Genomic DNA, 15,297 nt, shown 5'->3' on the forward strand with positions numbered 1-15,297 from the left:
GATCAACTATCCCTTTCTACACTGGTGTTGAGGGGGAGATGCGGTGCACAGACGGTTGCACGGGCGCGGGGCGCTGTTCGATGTGGATCCGGCCGGCCTCGCGCCGCGGCTCGTGGGCCTGCGCCCGCACCAGCACCGCGGCCATCCGTACGAGCACCCGGACGAACCGCCGTTCGTGGTGCTCACCGGGGCGCGCGGGCTCGGCAAGAGCGCGGTCCTCGCCGAACTGCGGGACGCCTACCGGGGGCACACACCGGTCGCCCTGGCCGACTGCGCGGAGGCCCAGTTCGCGGCGCCGCCCGCGGACCGGCCCGCCGCGTCCTGGTCGCCGCTCGCGCAGGCGCTGCTGGTGATCGCCGAGCAGCTCGCGGCGCCGGTGACGGGCGCCGGCCGGATCACGTTCCCGCGGCTGATGCCGGGCCTGGTCGCGGTGGCCGCGGGCGGCTGGGGCGACGCCGACTCGGAGCGGATCCGCCGGGAGGTCGAGCGGATCCTGCTGCTGAACGAGAGCGGCACGTGGATCAGCGGACTGGCCGGGCGCTGGGCCGGGAAGGTGGCGGCCAAGGTGGTCGCCGCGGCCACCGGCACCGGGCCGCTGGTGTCGGGCGCCATCGAGGCAACCCTGGAGTCCGTCGCCGAGGGGTTCACCAGCCGCCGGCAGCAGAAGGCGTCGGTGTGGTACCGCACGTATCCCAACGCGGGCGACAACGCCCAGCGCGGCCTGATGCTGCTGTCCGGGCACTTCCGGGACGGCGGCGGCTCGCGGGAGCACGCCGAGCGGTACCTGGTGCGGGCGCTGCTGGCCGACCTGACGGAGGCGTACGCGGGGATGCTGCCGCGGATGCAGCGGCTGGGCCGGCCGCTGGTGCTGCTGGACAACGCGCAGTCGGCGCCGGGCCCCGGGCTGATGGCGGCCGTGCTGCGGGACCGTACCGAGGGCATCGGGGACCGGGTGGCGTTCGTCGCCGCCCGGCGCGGCGAGGCCCGCGAGGAGCTGCCGGGCGCGGCACGGCGGGAGCTGGCGGAGGCGGCCCGGCGCTGCGACTGGACGCCCGACGCGGCCCCCTCCTCGCGTGCGCTCGTGCTCGCGCTGCCGCCGCTGAGCCAGGACGACGCCCTGCACATCGTCGGCGCGGTCCGTGCCGACCTCACCGTCCCGGCGCAGCTGCCGCCCGCCGTGCACAGGCTGACCGGCGGCAACCCGCTGGGCATCACGCTGCTCGCCGAGTCCGCCGCGCAGGCCCTGCCCGGCGTGAGCTCGCTGGGCGGACTCCTCACGGCCGGCCTGCGGCCCGCCGAGGACCGGCCCGCCGTACCCGCCTACGAGGCGCTGCTGGACCGGCTGGTGCCGGGCGAGCACCTGGACGAGCTGACCGTGCTGGCCGCCGCCCACGACCACGGCTCGGCCTGCGCGCTGGCCGCGGCGCTGCTGCCGGACACCTTCGGACCGGCGAGCGTGCGGGCGCTCCAGACGCTGCTCGTCGAGGAGGGGCTGCCCGCCGTGCCGGGCCGCTTCGTCGGCGACCCGTTCGTGCGCACGCTGCTGCTGCTCCGGCTGCACCTGCGCGACGCCGACCACGCGTCCTGGCGGACCGCCCACGAGACGCTGGCCGCCCACTACCCCGGCCCCGAGCACGCCCGGTACCGGCTGCACCATGAACTCGCCCTCGGGGACACCGGGCCGGCGGTCGCCCACCTGCGCGACACCTTCGCCACCGCCGACCCCCGGGCCTGGCTGCGCACCCTGCGCTTCATCGCGTCCGCGCCCTACTTCCACGCGCACGACGCCGAGGGCCGTGACTTCACCGGACGCGACGACCGGCGGGCCGCGGTCGCGCTCGGCCGCACGGACGCCGGGCACACCGTGCCGGAGGGCGCGGACGCCGCACTGCACCTGCGGATACGGCGGCTGCTGCACGCCGTGTGGCTGCTGGCGGACCCGCTGGTCCTGCCCGATCCGCGGGTGTGCGACCGGCTCCGCTTCGAGCTGGAGCAGCTGTCCAACCTGCGGCCGGCGGGCAACGCGCTGCTGTGGCGGGCCTCCCGGGACTGGCCGGCGGCGGCACTGGCCGGACGCCCGCTGGACGGCCCCGCCCCCGGCGGCGAAGGCCCGGAGGACGTCGGCGACCCGGACGGCGCGGACGACCCGGACGGCGCCGACGACGGCCCGGACCACGGACGCGGGGAGGCGTGATGGCGCGCAGAGGTGCGGGCACGTGGCTGCGGGAGGGCGTGTGGGAGATCCCGCTGCGCCGCTACACGGCCCTGCTGGTGACGCTGGCCCTGCTGGCCGGCCTGGGGTTCGCGGTGCGGGCCCTGCTGCACGAGGACCTGTCCTGCGCGCCCGGGGTGTCCCGGCCGGCCGGCGGTGACGAGTGCGTGGGGGTGGCGACCACGCCGTACGACTTCGGGCAGCCCAGGCTGCGGGACGTGGTGCGGGCCATCGGCCGGGAGAACGACCGCCTGCGCCCCGGCGGTTATGTGACGGTGGCGCTGATGCTGCCGTACACCTCGACGTCGCCGACCAACCAGAACGACATCCGCCACCAGCTCCAGGGCGCCTACCTGGCGCAGTACCAGGCCAACCACGACGCCAACGGCGAACGCCCGCTGATCCGGCTGGTCCTCGCCAACCCGGGGGCGACCGGCACGCACTGGCGGCGGACCGTCGACCGGCTGGTCGCGATGACGACGAGCCAGGACCGGCTGCGGGTGGTCGCCGGCATCGGGCAGAGCACCGACCCCAACAAGCAGGCCGTCAGGGAACTGACCCGGCACCACATCCCGGTGATCGGCTCCTCCATCACCGCCGACGACCTCGCCAACGGGCAGCGGGGCGCGGACCCCTACCCCGGGCTGGCCCGGGTGGCACCGACCAACACCGACGAGGCCCGCGCGCTCGCCTCCTTCGCGAAGGTCAGCGCGGGCAAGGCACTGCTGGTGTACGACCGGCCCGGCGACCCCTACACGCGCACCCTCCAGCAGTCGTTCGCGGCGCTGATCAAGGGCTCGCCGTTCGAGTCGCAGCCGTTCACCCCGCCCGCCGACCGCAGCGAGGAGGGCACGACCGCGAACACGTTCCGGCAGATCACCCACCTGGTGTGCGACACCCCGCGGGAGACGGACACGCTGCTGTTCGCGGGCCGGCACACCCAGCTGCGTCAGTTCATCAACGCCCTGGGCGGGCGCGGCTGCCAGGACCGGCGATTCACGGTGCTGACCGGCGACGAGGCGTCGTACCTGACCCACGAGAAGGACCTGGACCGCAGCGCGCTGGGACGCAACCTCGCCGTCCGCTACACCTCCCTCGCCCACCCGGACGCCTGGACGAAGGACCCGGCGCGGACGGGCGGCTCGGCGGCCGACTTCGCGGCGCTGCGGAAGCTGCTGACGGCCGCGGACCGCGGGCCGATGGGCCCGGTCGGCCCTCTCGCCCTGGACGACGGGCAGCTGATCATCGGCTACGACACCCTGCGGCTCGCCGTGCACGGCGTCCGGGAGGCCGTACCGGACGGCCGGACCGTCCCGGCGCTCACGGACGTCGGGTTGCAGTGGCCGCAGGTCAAGGGCTCGCTGCGGGTGGACGGGGCGAGTGGCTGGATCTGCCTGGACGTGCACGGCAATCCGTACGACAAGGCGGTGCCGATCGTGGAGCTGACCCCCGCGGGCGGCTCGCGGTTCGTCCGGATCGCCTGGCCGGAGGGGAAGCCGCCGGGGAAGGAGTGCCTGCCGCCGTCGTAGTCCCGGGCGGCCCGGCCGGAGCCGGGAAGGCTACGGCAACGGCTGCGCGGGGCGGGGCGCGGCGGGCCGCGAAGGCTACGGCTGCGCGGGGCGGGAAGGCTCCAGATTGGCGATCAGCCGTTCGAAATGGGCTCGCCAGCCCCGCTCCGACGCCTCCTCGCCCTGGAACTCGTGCGTGAACCGCAGGGCGGTGCCGCCCTCCCCGTCCCGCTCCAGATGGAACCGGATCCGGCCACCGCCCCTGACCGTGTACTCCGCGACCCGGTCCACGTCCCACGCGGTGATCTCCCCGCTGCCCAGGTCGCGCAGGGTGACGGCACCACCGAGCCGGGGTTCGAGCACATCGGCGGGGGTGAGCCAGGCCCCGAGCCCCTCGGGTGTGGCCAGCGTGGCCCAGACGTCCTCCATGCGCCGCGGGAGCCGCACCGTGAAGTGCAGGATGTGCGTGTTCCCGTGCGTCTGGCTGATGCCCTGTGCGATGGAACCGCTCATGACACCAGCCTGCCCCCGGCACCTGGGATGCGCACGCGGTCACGGGCCCTCGGCCGGCCGCGTCACACGCCCGCGTACGAGTGCTTGCCGGTGACGAAGATGTTGACGCCGTAGTAGTTGAACAGCCAGCAGCCGAAGGCGATCATCGCCAGGTAGGCGGCCTTTCGGCCCTTCCAGCCGGCCGTGGCCCGCGCGTGCAGGTAGCAGGCGTAGCCGATCCAGGTGATGAAGGACCAGGTCTCCTTCGGGTCCCAGTTCCAGTACCGGCCCCAGGCGTCGCCCGCCCAGATCGCGCCCGCGATGATCGTGAACGTCCACAGCGGGAAGACGGCCGCGTTCACCCGGTAGGCGAACTTGTCCAGGGACGCGGAGGCGGGCAGCCGCTCCAGCACCGAGGTCGCGAACCGGCCGGGCCGGCCGCCGCTCTCGAGCTTGTTCTCGTACGAGTCCTTGAACAGGTACAGGATCGTGGCGACCGCGCCGACGTAGAACACCGCGCCGCAGAAGATCGCGGTGGAGACGTGGATGTACAGCCAGTAGGAGTGCAGGGCGGGCACCAGCTGGTCGCTGGCCGTGTACAGGACGGTGACCGCGAGGCCCAGGTCGAGCAGGACCGTCGTGATGAGGAACAGGCCGAGCCAGCGCACGTTCTTCCTCAGCGCCAGCAGCGCGAGGTACACGCCGACGGCGACCGTGGAGAAGGTGATGTTGAACTCGTACATGTTGCCCCACGGCGCCCGCTGCACGGAGGCCGCGCGAGCGACGACGCCGACCAGCTCCACGAGGAAGGCCAGCGCGGTGAGCGAGACGGCGATGCGGCCGTACAGGTCACCCTGGGCGTCCCCGCCGTGCGCGCCCGGCCCGTCCGGCACGTCCCGCGCGCCGGACGCCGAGCGCACGACGACCTTCGGCCGCTCCAGCACGGCGGTCCCGCCGGCCTGCCGCACGGTGACGGCCGGGCCCTGCGCGGTCCCCGCCGGCGCCGTCAGCGCGGCGGCCGTCCGGGCCACCTTGCTGCGGCTGCCCAGCAGCCACTCCGCGATGTACGCGAAGAACGCCAGGGTGTAGACGGCCATCGACGAGTAGATCAGCGTGTTGCTGATACTCGCGAGGTGTTCGTTCGTTGCGGCGGCGAGAGTCACTTCTCAGCCCCTTCGGCAGGTACGACTGGGGATTGTGCGGAGCCGTCGCCGGGGACGGGTGCCCCCGGCGCCTGGTCGTAGAGGACGCCGGCGAGGTCGCCCAGCTCCTCGGGCACCTTCGCGGACTCGCTGCGGCCGAGCCCGGCCATCTCCACCACCGTGACGCCGTCGGCGCCGCGCACCGCACGCACCCACACGCGGCGGCGCTGGATGAACAGGGAGGCGGCCAGACCGAAGATCGCGGCGAGGGCACCGCCGAGCGCCCAGCCGCCACCCGGCTCCTGGACGATCTCGAAGCCGGCCCACTCCTTCACGTCCTTCTCGAAGGTGACCGACCCGGCGCCGTTCGGCAGCTTCATGGTCTGGCCGGGCTTCAGGTTCATCCGCAGCTGCGCGCCCTTGGCGTCCTTGTAGTCCTTCATGTGCGTCTTGTCGAGCTGGTACACGCTCTGCGGGATGCCCGAGTCGACACCGAGGTCGCCGTGGTACGGCTCCAGGTTCAGCACCGGGTTCAGGAGTGCGGGGAACGCCGAGGCGATCTCCATGCCGGCCCCGCCGTAGGTGGGCAGGAAGAAGGCCTTGATGCCGAGCTGCTCCTCGGCGCCCCTGGCGTCGCGGTAGCCGTCCATGACCTTGATGACGCCCTGCGAGGTGACGTTCCCGTCGAGGGGCAGCAGCGGCACGGGGGCGCGGTAGACGACCTTGCCCTTGCCGTCGCGGACGGTGATGACGGGGGCGTAGCCGTGGCTGACGAGGTAGACCTTGGCGTCGTCGATCTTCAGCGGCTCGTTGACCTTGACGGTGGTCGTCCGCTCCTTGCCGTTCACGCCCTCGCTGTAGCGGATCCGCGCCTGGAAGGTCCGCGGAGTGCCGCGGTTGGGGCCGGTCAGCTCGTAGGTCCCCGTGAAGTCCTTCAGGTCGAAACTGAACGGCACGAGGTCGTCGTTGCGGAACAGGCTGCCGGACTTGAAGTCGTCGTACAGCGGCAGCGTGTTGGAGAAACCGTCGCCCTCCACCATCAGCTTGGTGCCGTCGGACTTGAACATCTGGCCCGAGGCGAAGGCGACCAGCAGCACGATCAGGGCGACGTGGAAGACCAGGTTGCCCACCTCGCGCAGATAGCCCTTCTCGGCGGCGACGGCGTCGCCGGCGGCATGGGCGCGGAAGCGGCGCTTCTTCAGCAGGGCCAGCGCGGCCCCGCGGACCTGCTCGGGGTCGGCCTCCGTACGCCACGTCGTGTAGGCGGGCAGCCGGTTCAGCCGCTTGGGCGCGCCCGGCGGACGGCCGCGCAGCTGGCCGACGAACTGCCAGGTGCGCGGGATGATGCAGCCGACGAGGGACACGAAGAGCAGGATGTAGATCGCGGAGAACCACACCGAGCTGTAGACGTGGAACAGGCCCAGCTTGTCGTAGACCGGCGCCAGCGTCCGGTGGGCGGCGCGGAAGTCGTCGACCTTGCTCACGTCGGCGCCGGTCTGCGGGATCAGCGAGCCGGGGATAGCGCCGAGCGAGAGCAGCAGGAGCAGCAGCAGCGCGACCCGCATGGAGGTCAGCTGCCGCCAGAACCAGCGCACCCAGCCGACGGCCCCGAAGCCGGCAGGGGCGGCCTGCTCCTCCTGCGGCGCGGTGGACAGCTGGGAGCCGGCGGCCCCCAGGTCCTCCTGCTCCGCACTCGTGCCGGTGTCGGTCTTGCTCATCGGTCAGATCCCCACATCGAAGCCGTCGGACCAGGTCTGCATCTGCTGGATGAGACCGCTCCAGGCGCCGGTCAGCAGCAGCACACCGGTCAGGATCATCATGGAGCCTCCGATGCGCATCACCCACACGTAGTGGCGTTTGACCCAGGCGAAGGCGCCGAGCGCCTTGCGGAAGGCGATCGCGGTGAGCACGAAGGGGACGCCGAGGCCGACGCAGTACACCAGCATCAGCAGGGACCCGCGCGCGGCGCTCGACTCCTGGAAGGACAGGGAGTTCACCGCGGAGAGGGTCGGGCCCATGCAGGGCGTCCATCCGACACCGAAGAGGGCGCCGAGGACGGGCGCGCCCAGCAGGCTGCCCGTCGGCCGCTTGTGGAAGCGGAACTCGCGCATGGTGAACCAGGGCAGCAGCCCCATGAAGAAGACGCCCATGACGATCATGAGCGCGCCGAGCACCTTGGACAGGGTGCCCTGGTAGTCGATCAGGCTGGCGCCGAAGAAGCCGAAGAGCGCACCGCTGGAGACGAACACGGCGCTGAAGCCGAGCACGAACAGGGAGGCGCCCGCCACCATCCGCCCCCGCCGGGCCTCGGCCAGGTCGGTGCCCGCGACCCCCGTCACGTAGGAGAGGTAGCCGGGGACCAGCGGCAGCACGCAGGGCGAGAAGAACGAGACCAGCCCGGCGAGCAGGGCGATCGGCAGGGAGACCAGCAGGGCGCCGTGCAGGACGGTCTGGTTGCGGCCCTGGCCCGTCTCCGCGGCCAGCGTCAGCAGTGCGCTCACGTCACTTCTCCGCGAGGACCGGCTTGACCATCTTCAGCAGCGTCGTGTCGTCGAGCGGCTCCAGGGCGCGCGCGGCGATCTTGCCGTGCCGGTCGATGATGAGCGTGGAGGGGACGAGCTGCGGGTTCAGGGTGCCCTTCTTGAAGCGGAGCATCAGCCGGCCGGTCGGGTCGTACAGGCTCGGGTAGGTGATGCCGCGCGCCTTCTCGAAGGCGAGCGCGGGGATGGTGCTGCCGTCGCGGGTGTTGATCCCGACGAACTGGACACCCTTGTCCTCGTACCGCTTCGAGACCTGGGCGAAGTACTTCGCCTCCTCCCGGCACGGTCCGCACCAGGAGCCCCACACGTTGATGACGACGACCTTGCCCCGGTAGTCGGCGACGTCGAGGGACTTGCCGTCGACGGTCTTGCCAGACAGGTCGGGGACGACGGCGCGCTTGCCGGCCGGGACGGTGTCGATGCCGTTGTTGCCGGTGACGAAGTTGGTGTCGCCGCCGCCACCGGAGATACCGCCCTTACCGCACGCGGACACGGTCAGGGCCGCGACGGCGGCCACAGCGCTGAGCAGGACGGCGCGGCTACGGGTACTCATGTGAAAAGTTTCGCATGCCTGTTCCGCGCGTCTCGCGCACCCCCCTGCCGGGCGGAAAACCGCATTTCAGGGCGTATTTACAAGGGACATTCCAGACAACAGCCGATACCGGCCCCCTCAGGCGGCGTCGGAGGAGGCGGCCTTGCCGCCCCGCAGGAACTGCTTCCACCCCCCGGCGGGCCGCTGCCCGACCTCCAGCGTCCGCAGCCGGGCGAGCACCTCGGGCTTCTGTACGTCCATCCAGTCCACGTACTGCCGGAAGGAGACCAGCCGGACGTCGGCGCCCTTCTCCTTCTCCCGCGCGATGTGCAGGAAGGCCTCCTCGACGGAGTCCATGTAGATGCCGCCGTTCCACTGCTCGAAGTGGTTGCCGATGAAGAACGGCGCCCGGTTCGTCTCGTACGCCCGCTGGAACCCCTGGATGTACGCCTGCGCGGACTGCTTGCGCCAGGCCGGGTAGTTGTAGGCGGGCGCCTTGGTCGAGTTCACGGACTGGTTGGCGAGCATGTTGTAGTCCATGGACAGGACCTCGAACGAGCGTCCGGGGAAAGGTATCTGCTGCAGGGGCAGGTCCCAGATCCCCAGCTTCTTCACCGGCCACACCTGGCGGCCGCCCGGCGAGGAGGCGTCGTAGCGCCAGCCCAGCTCACGCGCGGTGGGCAGCAGGTTGTTCTGGCCGAGCAGACAGGGCGTACGGCCGCCGGTCAGCTCCTTGTCGTAGTCGAAGGGGAGCGACGGCAGATCGGTCCACCCGGTGTTGGTCCGCCACTCCTTCACGAACGCCTTGGCCTGCCGGATCTCGCTCCCCCACTGCTGCGGGGTCCAGTTGCCGACCGTGCCGTGACCGGCGCAGAAGTGCCCGTTGAAGTGCGTGCCGATCTCGTGGCCCTCCAGCCAGGCCCGGCGCACGTTGGCCAGCGTGGCCTTGATGTGCGGGTCGGTGAGGTAGCCGATGTCCGAGGCACCGCGCGGGTTGTTCGGGGGCTCGTACAGCCGCCGCTTCGCCTCGGGCAGCAGATACAGCCCCGAGAGGAAGAAGGTCATGCTCGCGCCGTGCTCCTTGGCCAGGTCAAGGAAGCGGGGGAAGAGGCCGTTGCCGACCTCGCCGGCGCCGTCCCAGGAGAAGACCACGAACTGCGGCGGGGTCTGGCCCGGCTCCAGCGGCTCGGGCTTGGCCGGCTGGTGCGGCTGGCGGCCGGTGAAGGAGGTCGAGCCGTCGCCGATGGGGCGCGCCGGGCGCGTGCCGCCGTTGCTGCCCTGCTCCTTCTTCCCCGCTCCGGAACCGTTCGGGTGCCCGGTGCCGTCCGAGGACGTGGAGCTCCCGCACCCGGCCAGCGAGGCGGCGGCCGCCGCGCCGGCGCCGAGGCCGAGTGCTCCCCTCCGGGAGAGGGTGCGGGAGAAGGTGCGCATGGAGATCCCCGATCGTCACGCCTGCTGGTGTCACCCAGTCAGAGGGCGCGAAGATCGGGGAGGTTCCTGTGATTCTTATGTTTTTCGCAATATCCCTGGCGCAATACCGTAAGTCACACCAATCGGACTCTGTGTTCCCACGAGTCCGCGCGGGGGTCCGTGCGGTCAGGCGCCGAAGGCCTTGCCCTGGGCCGTGCCCCCGCCCTTCAGGGGCTTGGCGCCGGCGCGCAGATGGACCGGCACGAGATCGATGGCGGGCTCGCTGTAACCGACCGACACGATCCTGTCGCCCTGGTAGGTGAACGTCGTCAGGGACGCGAGCGTGCACTGCCGCTTGCGCGGATCGTGCCACAGCTTCCGCCGCTCGACGTACGACCGCACGATCCAGATCGGCAGCTGATGGCTGACCAGCACCGCCTCGTGTCCACGCGCCCGGTCCTTGGCCGCGTTCAGCGCGCCCATCATCCGCACGACCTGGTCGACGTACGGCTCGCCCCAGGACGGCCGGAACGGGTTGACGAGGTGCTTCCAGTTGTCCGGCTTGCGCAGCGCGCCGTCCCCGACACCGAAGGTCTTGCCCTGGAAGACGTTCTCGGCCTCGATCAGCCGCTCGTCGGTGTCCAGGTCCAGACCGTGCGCCTTGGCGATCGGCGTGGCCGTCTCCTGCGCCCGCTCCAGCGGCGAGGCGCAGACATGGGTGACGTCCCGCGGGGCGAGGTGCTCGGCGACCCGGTCGGCCATCTGCCGCCCCAGCTCCGAGAGGTGGTACCCGGGCAGCCGCCCGTACAGGATGCCGTCCGGGTTCTCGACCTCGCCGTGCCTCATGACGTGGACGACGGTGATGTCCTTGCTGTTGCTCATGCCGCTGTGGCCTCCGCAGCCGCCCGGGCCGCCGCCGGAAGGGCGTCGGCGATCTTCTGGATGGCCCGCTCGTCGTGGGCCGTGGACACGAACCAGGACTCGAAGGACGACGGCGGCAGGTAGACGCCGTTGGCCAGCAGCGAGTGGAAGAACGCGGTGAAGCGGAACGACTCCTGCCGCTTGGCGTCCTCGTAGGTGCGCACCTGCCGGTCCGTGAAGAACACCGAGAACATGTTGGAGGCGGTCTGGAGCCGGTGCGCGACCCCCTCCTTGGTGAGCGCCTCGCCGACGAGGGACCGGATCTGCGCCGAGACGGCGTCCACGGTCTCGTACGCCGCGTCGTCCAGCAGCCGCAGCTGGGCGAGCCCGGCGGCGGTGGCCACCGGGTTACCGGAGAGAGTGCCGGCCTGGTAGACGGGCCCCGCGGGGGCGAGGTGGGCCATGACGTCGGCCCGGCCGCCGAACGCCGCGGCGGGGAACCCGCCGCCCATGACCTTCCCGAACGTCATGAGGTCCGGCCTGACCCCGTCGATCCCGTACCACCCGGCGCGGCTGGTGCGGAACCCGGTCATGACCTCGTCGGAGATGTACAGGGCGCCGTTCTCCCGGCAGGCGTCCCGGAGCCCCTGGTTGAACCCGGGGTCCGGCGGCACGACGCCCATGTTGCCCGGCGAGGCCTCCGTGATCACGCAGGCGATCTCACCCGGGTGCCGGTGGAAGGCCTCCTGCACGGCCTCCAGGTCGTTGTACGGCAGCACGATCGTGTCGCCCGCCTGCGCACCGGTGACACCGGGCGTGTCGGGCAGGGCGAACGTGGCCACCCCGGACCCGGCGGCGGCGAGCAGCGAGTCGACGTGCCCGTGGTAGCACCCGGCGAACTTGATCACCTTCGACCGCCGGGTGAACCCGCGGGCGAGCCGGATGGCGGACATGGTGGCCTCGGTCCCGCTGCTCACGAGCCGGACCTGCTCGACGGGCTCGACGCGGGCGACGATCTCCTCGGCGAGCGCGACCTCACCCTCGCCGGGCGTGCCGAAGGACGTACCGCGGGCCACGGCATCCTGGACGGCGGCGATCACCTCGGGGTGGGAGTGCCCGAGGATCATCGGCCCCCAGGAACACACGAGGTCGACGTACTCGCGCCCGTCGGCGTCGGTCAGCCAGGCCCCCTTGCCCGACACCATGAAGCGGGGAGTGCCGCCGACGGCGCGAAAGGCGCGCACCGGGGAGTTCACCCCGCCCGGGGTGACGGCGGAGGCACGGTCGAAGAGCGCCTGTGAGGCGGGCGCGTCGTAGGGATAGGGCGTTTCGCTCAGGGCGCTCATGACGTGCGTCTTCTCCGGCTTCTCGGACTCCGGTTGCGGGGGGACCTCCTCAGGGTAGGCCGCGCCCCGGCCGGACCGCGGGCGGCCTCGGGATCGCGGCGCCGCCGTCCGGCGGCCATCTGCGAGACTGGCACCTGATACACACAGCTCCTGCGCACGTAATCATCAGAAGCCGGGTGATCAGGGGCCGGACGGATCCCGTGGACTGTTGTTCCACCGCACGTTTCGGCGGGCGGCCGTGGGGGAGGTCACTGACACGATGATCGGGTTGCGCGGCGGGGGCCGTGCGTCCTAGAAAAGCAGTCGGGTGGAGATATGCATCGCGGTGGCGGACTGGGCGAGGGGACTGACGACCTGGGTCCTCGACGTGCCCGGCGGGGAAGGCACCGGCGCGACGCGGAGGAAACGGCCGAAAGACGACAGGAAACACGCCAGGCCGACGCACGGCAGTCGGAGACGCGGCCGTCCGACACATGGCAGGCTGATGCCCGGCAGGCACAGGGTGTACCGAGCGAGCCCGAGCGGTACGACCGGCGGATCGACCGGGAGCTGGACCGCGAACTGGAGCGTGAACTGGATCGCGGGCGGGACCGCGGTCCGGACCTTGCCCCCGGCCGCGAACCGGACCGCGGACCGGAGCCGCGGCGGGACGGCAGTCCGGACCGGGCGGCCGACCGCCGGGTCGACCGCCTCCGGGCGGAGAGCAGGAATGGTGGTCGGGTGGGGGTGACATACAAATACTTCGGCGCGCCGGACGGTGCGACCGCGGCCCGCGTTCCCATCTCGATGCGTCCCGAGGAACTCGGCGGCGACGAGCTGGGCATGAACGGCATGTTCACCAAGATCAAGCCGGAGACGATGGCCGCGATGGTCCTGACCGGCATCGAGGGCGTCCCCCTGCACAAGGTGCCACCCCTCGAACTGGTGGTCCTGCACCCCGACTACGCGGTGGTCAAGCTCCCCATGACGGTCGTGGACCCCCTGCGGGGCATCGGCGAGGAAGCGGTGGGCGCGGCGGCGTTCATCTGGTCGACGGTCCCGGACCGAGGCGGCCCACGCGACGCGTTCAACGTGTACCAGCTGCTGCACGAGTGGCAGGACTTCAGCCACCGGCTGCATGAGGCGGGGCATCAGCCATACTGCTTGGTTTGGCCCTGAGCTGCGGTTACTGGTGGATGGGCGGGGTCTTCGGGCCTCGCAGGCCGAGATACTCGGAGAGCGCCTTGATGCTCTCCCCCGCGTCCAGGAGCACGGAGGCGTAGGCGTGCCGGAGGGCGTGCATGCCGTCTTCCGGGGCCGAGTGGAGGTAGGCGCGCCCCGCTCTCGGGGAGGGATCACGCCGGCGGCGGCCAGGGCGCGCTTCCAGCCGCCCATGTTGAAGACGCTGCGGTTGTAGGCCCGTCCCTTCGCGTCGACGAAGAGGAGACGGAAGGTCTTCGGATCACCGTCCGGCTTGGCCCAGGGCAGGGTGACCTCGGCGGGCGGGAACTCCTTCAGGTGGGCCTTGAGGGCGGCAGCAAGCGTGCCAGCGCTTGCCGATGCCGTGGTCGGCGGTGGGGACCATGGGCTTCGTACGGCTCTTGTGTTCGCCGCACTCGGCCTCGGTGGGCTTGGGATGGGACTTCCTCGACGCCCTGCCCGTCCTCGCCCCCAAGGAGATCCGCCCCCACCTGCGCCAGGCCGCCGCGGCCTTCGAACGCGCCACCCGATCCCGCGTCCAGGCCGAACACACTCACGCCCGCGTCCTGCGCGGCGCTATCCGAGCCATGCGCACACAGCGGGCACCGCGTGACGGAGCCCTGCTGGCCATGTTCCTCGACGCGGCCATCCTCGCGGTCATCGCAGCAAGTCGACGACGCCCGCTCCTCAGCACGCACGCTGACCTGGCGCATCGAACGCCTCACTCGACGCCCCATACCCGGCGACCGAGCACTACCCGCCGGAGCCCGGCCACCGGCAGGCATGCGAGAGACGCCCACACTGTCCCCAGCAGCCCGGCCGCGCCACCTGAACTACCCGAAGAGGTTCAGGACGTGAACAGGTGGTGTGTTCAGAGTCTGAGCGCAGGTGCCGTTCAGGCTCTGAACGGCACTGTCGATGATCACCGCTGCCCGCACCTCGTCAATGTTGCGGAGGCGGGCTTGCCTGGGCCTTCAACTCGTCGAACATCCGCTCCCACATGCCGTCATGCCCCACATCCGTAGCCGATGTCGCGACGCGAGCGGGCTCCGAATCAGACCTGCGACAGCTCAGTGATCTGGCGTCAAGTACCAGTAGTCGATGCCTCATCCGCAGACGTTGATTCGGTGGGCGCACCTTCGTTGTCGTCAGCCGCCGACGTGTCGAATTGACCGCCGACGAGCTGCAGGGCCATTTCGGCACGCACCCGATTACGGAGAGGCTCATCGCTGATGTTGTCGGACAGGACGCTCGCGGCCTTCAGCCTGCGGTCGAAGCGGCCGTCGTCGCGGAGCATCACGCCCTGCGCACCCATGTCTCGGCGAGTTCGGTTGGATTGTAGGAAGAAAACTCCGGCCAGGAGGTTGATGACCGCTCCAGCGGTTTGTGTCACGATCGCCGCGTATCGGCTCCCATTGCTGTCGGCGTGCCCGATCGCCAGGCCGACTCCGGTCAGGAGGACTGCCGACCCGACCATGCCGAAGACGATACTGACGAAGAAGCTGACCTTGGCTTGTGCGAGCCCATGGGAGTAAATCTGGGTCAGCATCGACGCCTGCGCGTCGGGCTCCAGGAGCGCTGCGGTTCCACCATGCTCGGAGCGCGATCCGCGGGGATGGATGTAGACCCGCGAACCACTGCCGTAGATGTGGACAGAGGAGTCGGGGTTCTCTACACGCTGACGTGCACTCTCGGCCTCGCTGGCGAAAGAACGGCTCGCCGCCCACAACACGGAGAAGATGACCCCGGACATGCCGAGGAGGACGGCGGCGGTCGTGGTCGCTGTTTCCAGCCAGGCACTGCGTTCGGGGTTGTCATAGGCGGGGCCATTGCCTTCCAGCAGTGCCCAGGCCGCGTAAGCAACTACCACCGATATGACGATGCCGAGGGAGGCGACCAGCGGTGTGCGCACTCGACGGACGAGCTGTTCTATGGTCGTAGGCGAAGGAGCGGTGGCCTCTTCGTCCGTCTCGTGATCTGTCCCGGCCAAGGTCTGCGCAGCCTTTCTTCACTCGGGGCGTTCACTCAGTGAACGCTTGCGGCATTTCCCCTGCTACTTCCGGACCAGCCGTGTT

At 71.1% G+C, this 15,297-nt stretch carries 12 protein-coding genes and 2 pseudogenes; 4 read left to right on the top strand and 10 right to left on the bottom strand.

Annotation, left to right across the window (positions count from 1 at the left end):
* Window positions 1–43: 43 nt before the first annotated feature.
* Both ACGFT1_RS13890 and ACGFT1_RS13895 read left to right on the top strand, forming a co-directional pair.
* Window positions 44–2,194, top strand: coding sequence for a hypothetical protein (locus ACGFT1_RS13890; RefSeq protein ID WP_373909158.1), 2,151 nt, complete (start codon window positions 44–46; stop codon window positions 2,192–2,194).
* A complete protein-coding gene (locus ACGFT1_RS13895; protein WP_373909159.1) occupies window positions 2,194–3,741 on the top strand; it encodes an ABC transporter substrate-binding protein in 1,548 nt (515 codons plus the stop codon). Before ACGFT1_RS13890 ends, ACGFT1_RS13895 begins: the two co-directional genes overlap by 1 nt.
* Before the next feature lie 75 nt (window positions 3,742–3,816).
* Here the strand turns inward: ACGFT1_RS13895 and ACGFT1_RS13900 are convergent, their stop codons facing one another.
* The 8 genes from ACGFT1_RS13900 to hemL form a co-directional block, all read right to left on the bottom strand.
* Window positions 3,817–4,233 (bottom strand): SRPBCC domain-containing protein, encoded by a 417-nt coding sequence (locus tag ACGFT1_RS13900; protein WP_373909160.1) that lies wholly within the window; start codon window positions 4,231–4,233, stop codon window positions 3,817–3,819.
* A gap of 62 nt (window positions 4,234–4,295) precedes the next feature.
* Window positions 4,296–5,375, bottom strand: coding sequence for a c-type cytochrome biogenesis protein CcsB (gene ccsB, locus ACGFT1_RS13905; protein WP_373909161.1), 1,080 nt, complete (start codon window positions 5,373–5,375; stop codon window positions 4,296–4,298).
* Window positions 5,372–7,072, bottom strand: a complete 1,701-nt coding sequence (locus ACGFT1_RS13910) for a cytochrome c biogenesis protein ResB (RefSeq protein ID WP_373909162.1) — start codon at window positions 7,070–7,072, stop codon at window positions 5,372–5,374. The genes ccsB and ACGFT1_RS13910 overlap by 4 nt, the downstream gene beginning before the upstream one ends.
* Before the next feature lie 3 nt (window positions 7,073–7,075).
* Window positions 7,076–7,855, bottom strand: a complete 780-nt coding sequence (locus ACGFT1_RS13915) for a cytochrome c biogenesis CcdA family protein (protein WP_373909163.1) — start codon at window positions 7,853–7,855, stop codon at window positions 7,076–7,078.
* A 1-nt stretch (window position 7,856) separates the two neighbouring features.
* Window positions 7,857–8,447 carry a TlpA family protein disulfide reductase gene (locus ACGFT1_RS13920; protein ID WP_373909164.1) on the bottom strand — a complete coding sequence of 197 codons (591 nt, stop codon included), beginning with the start codon at window positions 8,445–8,447 and terminating at the stop codon, window positions 7,857–7,859.
* 117 nt (window positions 8,448–8,564) lie between these two features.
* Window positions 8,565–9,857 (bottom strand): hypothetical protein, encoded by a 1,293-nt coding sequence (locus tag ACGFT1_RS13925; RefSeq protein ID WP_373909165.1) that lies wholly within the window; start codon window positions 9,855–9,857, stop codon window positions 8,565–8,567.
* Window positions 9,858–10,022: 165 nt separating this feature from the next.
* Complete coding sequence (locus ACGFT1_RS13930; protein ID WP_373909166.1) at window positions 10,023–10,718, bottom strand: histidine phosphatase family protein; 696 nt, start codon at window positions 10,716–10,718, stop codon at window positions 10,023–10,025.
* Entirely contained in the window at window positions 10,715–12,034 is a 1,320-nt protein-coding gene (hemL, locus tag ACGFT1_RS13935) for a glutamate-1-semialdehyde 2,1-aminomutase (RefSeq protein WP_373909236.1), read from the bottom strand. Before hemL ends, ACGFT1_RS13930 begins: the two co-directional genes overlap by 4 nt.
* Window positions 12,035–12,763: 729 nt before the next feature.
* On the opposite strand from hemL, the gene ACGFT1_RS13940 reads away from it, so the two are divergent.
* A complete protein-coding gene (locus tag ACGFT1_RS13940) occupies window positions 12,764–13,201 on the top strand; it encodes a hypothetical protein (RefSeq protein ID WP_003974483.1) in 438 nt (145 codons plus the stop codon).
* Window positions 13,202–13,232: 31 nt separating this feature from the next.
* On the opposite strand, the pseudogene ACGFT1_RS13945 reads toward ACGFT1_RS13940, so the two are convergent.
* A pseudogene (locus tag ACGFT1_RS13945) lies at window positions 13,233–13,564 on the bottom strand (site-specific integrase); the annotation flags it as partial.
* A gap of 71 nt (window positions 13,565–13,635) precedes the next feature.
* On the opposite strand from ACGFT1_RS13945, the pseudogene ACGFT1_RS13950 reads away from it, so the two are divergent.
* Window positions 13,636–13,896, top strand: a pseudogene (locus ACGFT1_RS13950) (mobilization protein); the annotation flags it as partial.
* 410 nt (window positions 13,897–14,306) lie between these two features.
* Here ACGFT1_RS13950 and ACGFT1_RS13955 read toward each other — a convergent pair.
* Entirely contained in the window at window positions 14,307–15,134 is an 828-nt protein-coding gene (locus ACGFT1_RS13955) for a hypothetical protein (RefSeq protein ID WP_373909167.1), read from the bottom strand.
* Window positions 15,135–15,297 lie beyond the last annotated feature (163 nt).

Source organism: Streptomyces sp. Y20 (assembly GCF_043195475.1).
GTDB lineage: Bacteria > Actinomycetota > Actinomycetes > Streptomycetales > Streptomycetaceae > Streptomyces.

What these genes read in the sequence shown, in the direction of transcription:
- ACGFT1_RS13930 (WP_373909166.1), bottom strand. Translation starts at nt 10,718, where the DNA reads ATGAGCAACAGCAAGGACATCACCGTCGTCCACGTCATGAGGCACGGC.
- ACGFT1_RS13920 (WP_373909164.1), bottom strand. Translation starts at nt 8,447, where the DNA reads ATGAGTACCCGTAGCCGCGCCGTCCTGCTCAGCGCTGTGGCCGCCGTC.
- ACGFT1_RS13900 (WP_373909160.1), bottom strand. Translation starts at nt 4,233, where the DNA reads ATGAGCGGTTCCATCGCACAGGGCATCAGCCAGACGCACGGGAACACG.
- ACGFT1_RS13895 (WP_373909159.1), top strand. Translation starts at nt 2,194, where the DNA reads ATGGCGCGCAGAGGTGCGGGCACGTGGCTGCGGGAGGGCGTGTGGGAG.
- ACGFT1_RS13910 (WP_373909162.1), bottom strand. Translation starts at nt 7,072, where the DNA reads ATGAGCAAGACCGACACCGGCACGAGTGCGGAGCAGGAGGACCTGGGG.
- ACGFT1_RS13925 (WP_373909165.1), bottom strand. Translation starts at nt 9,857, where the DNA reads ATGCGCACCTTCTCCCGCACCCTCTCCCGGAGGGGAGCACTCGGCCTC.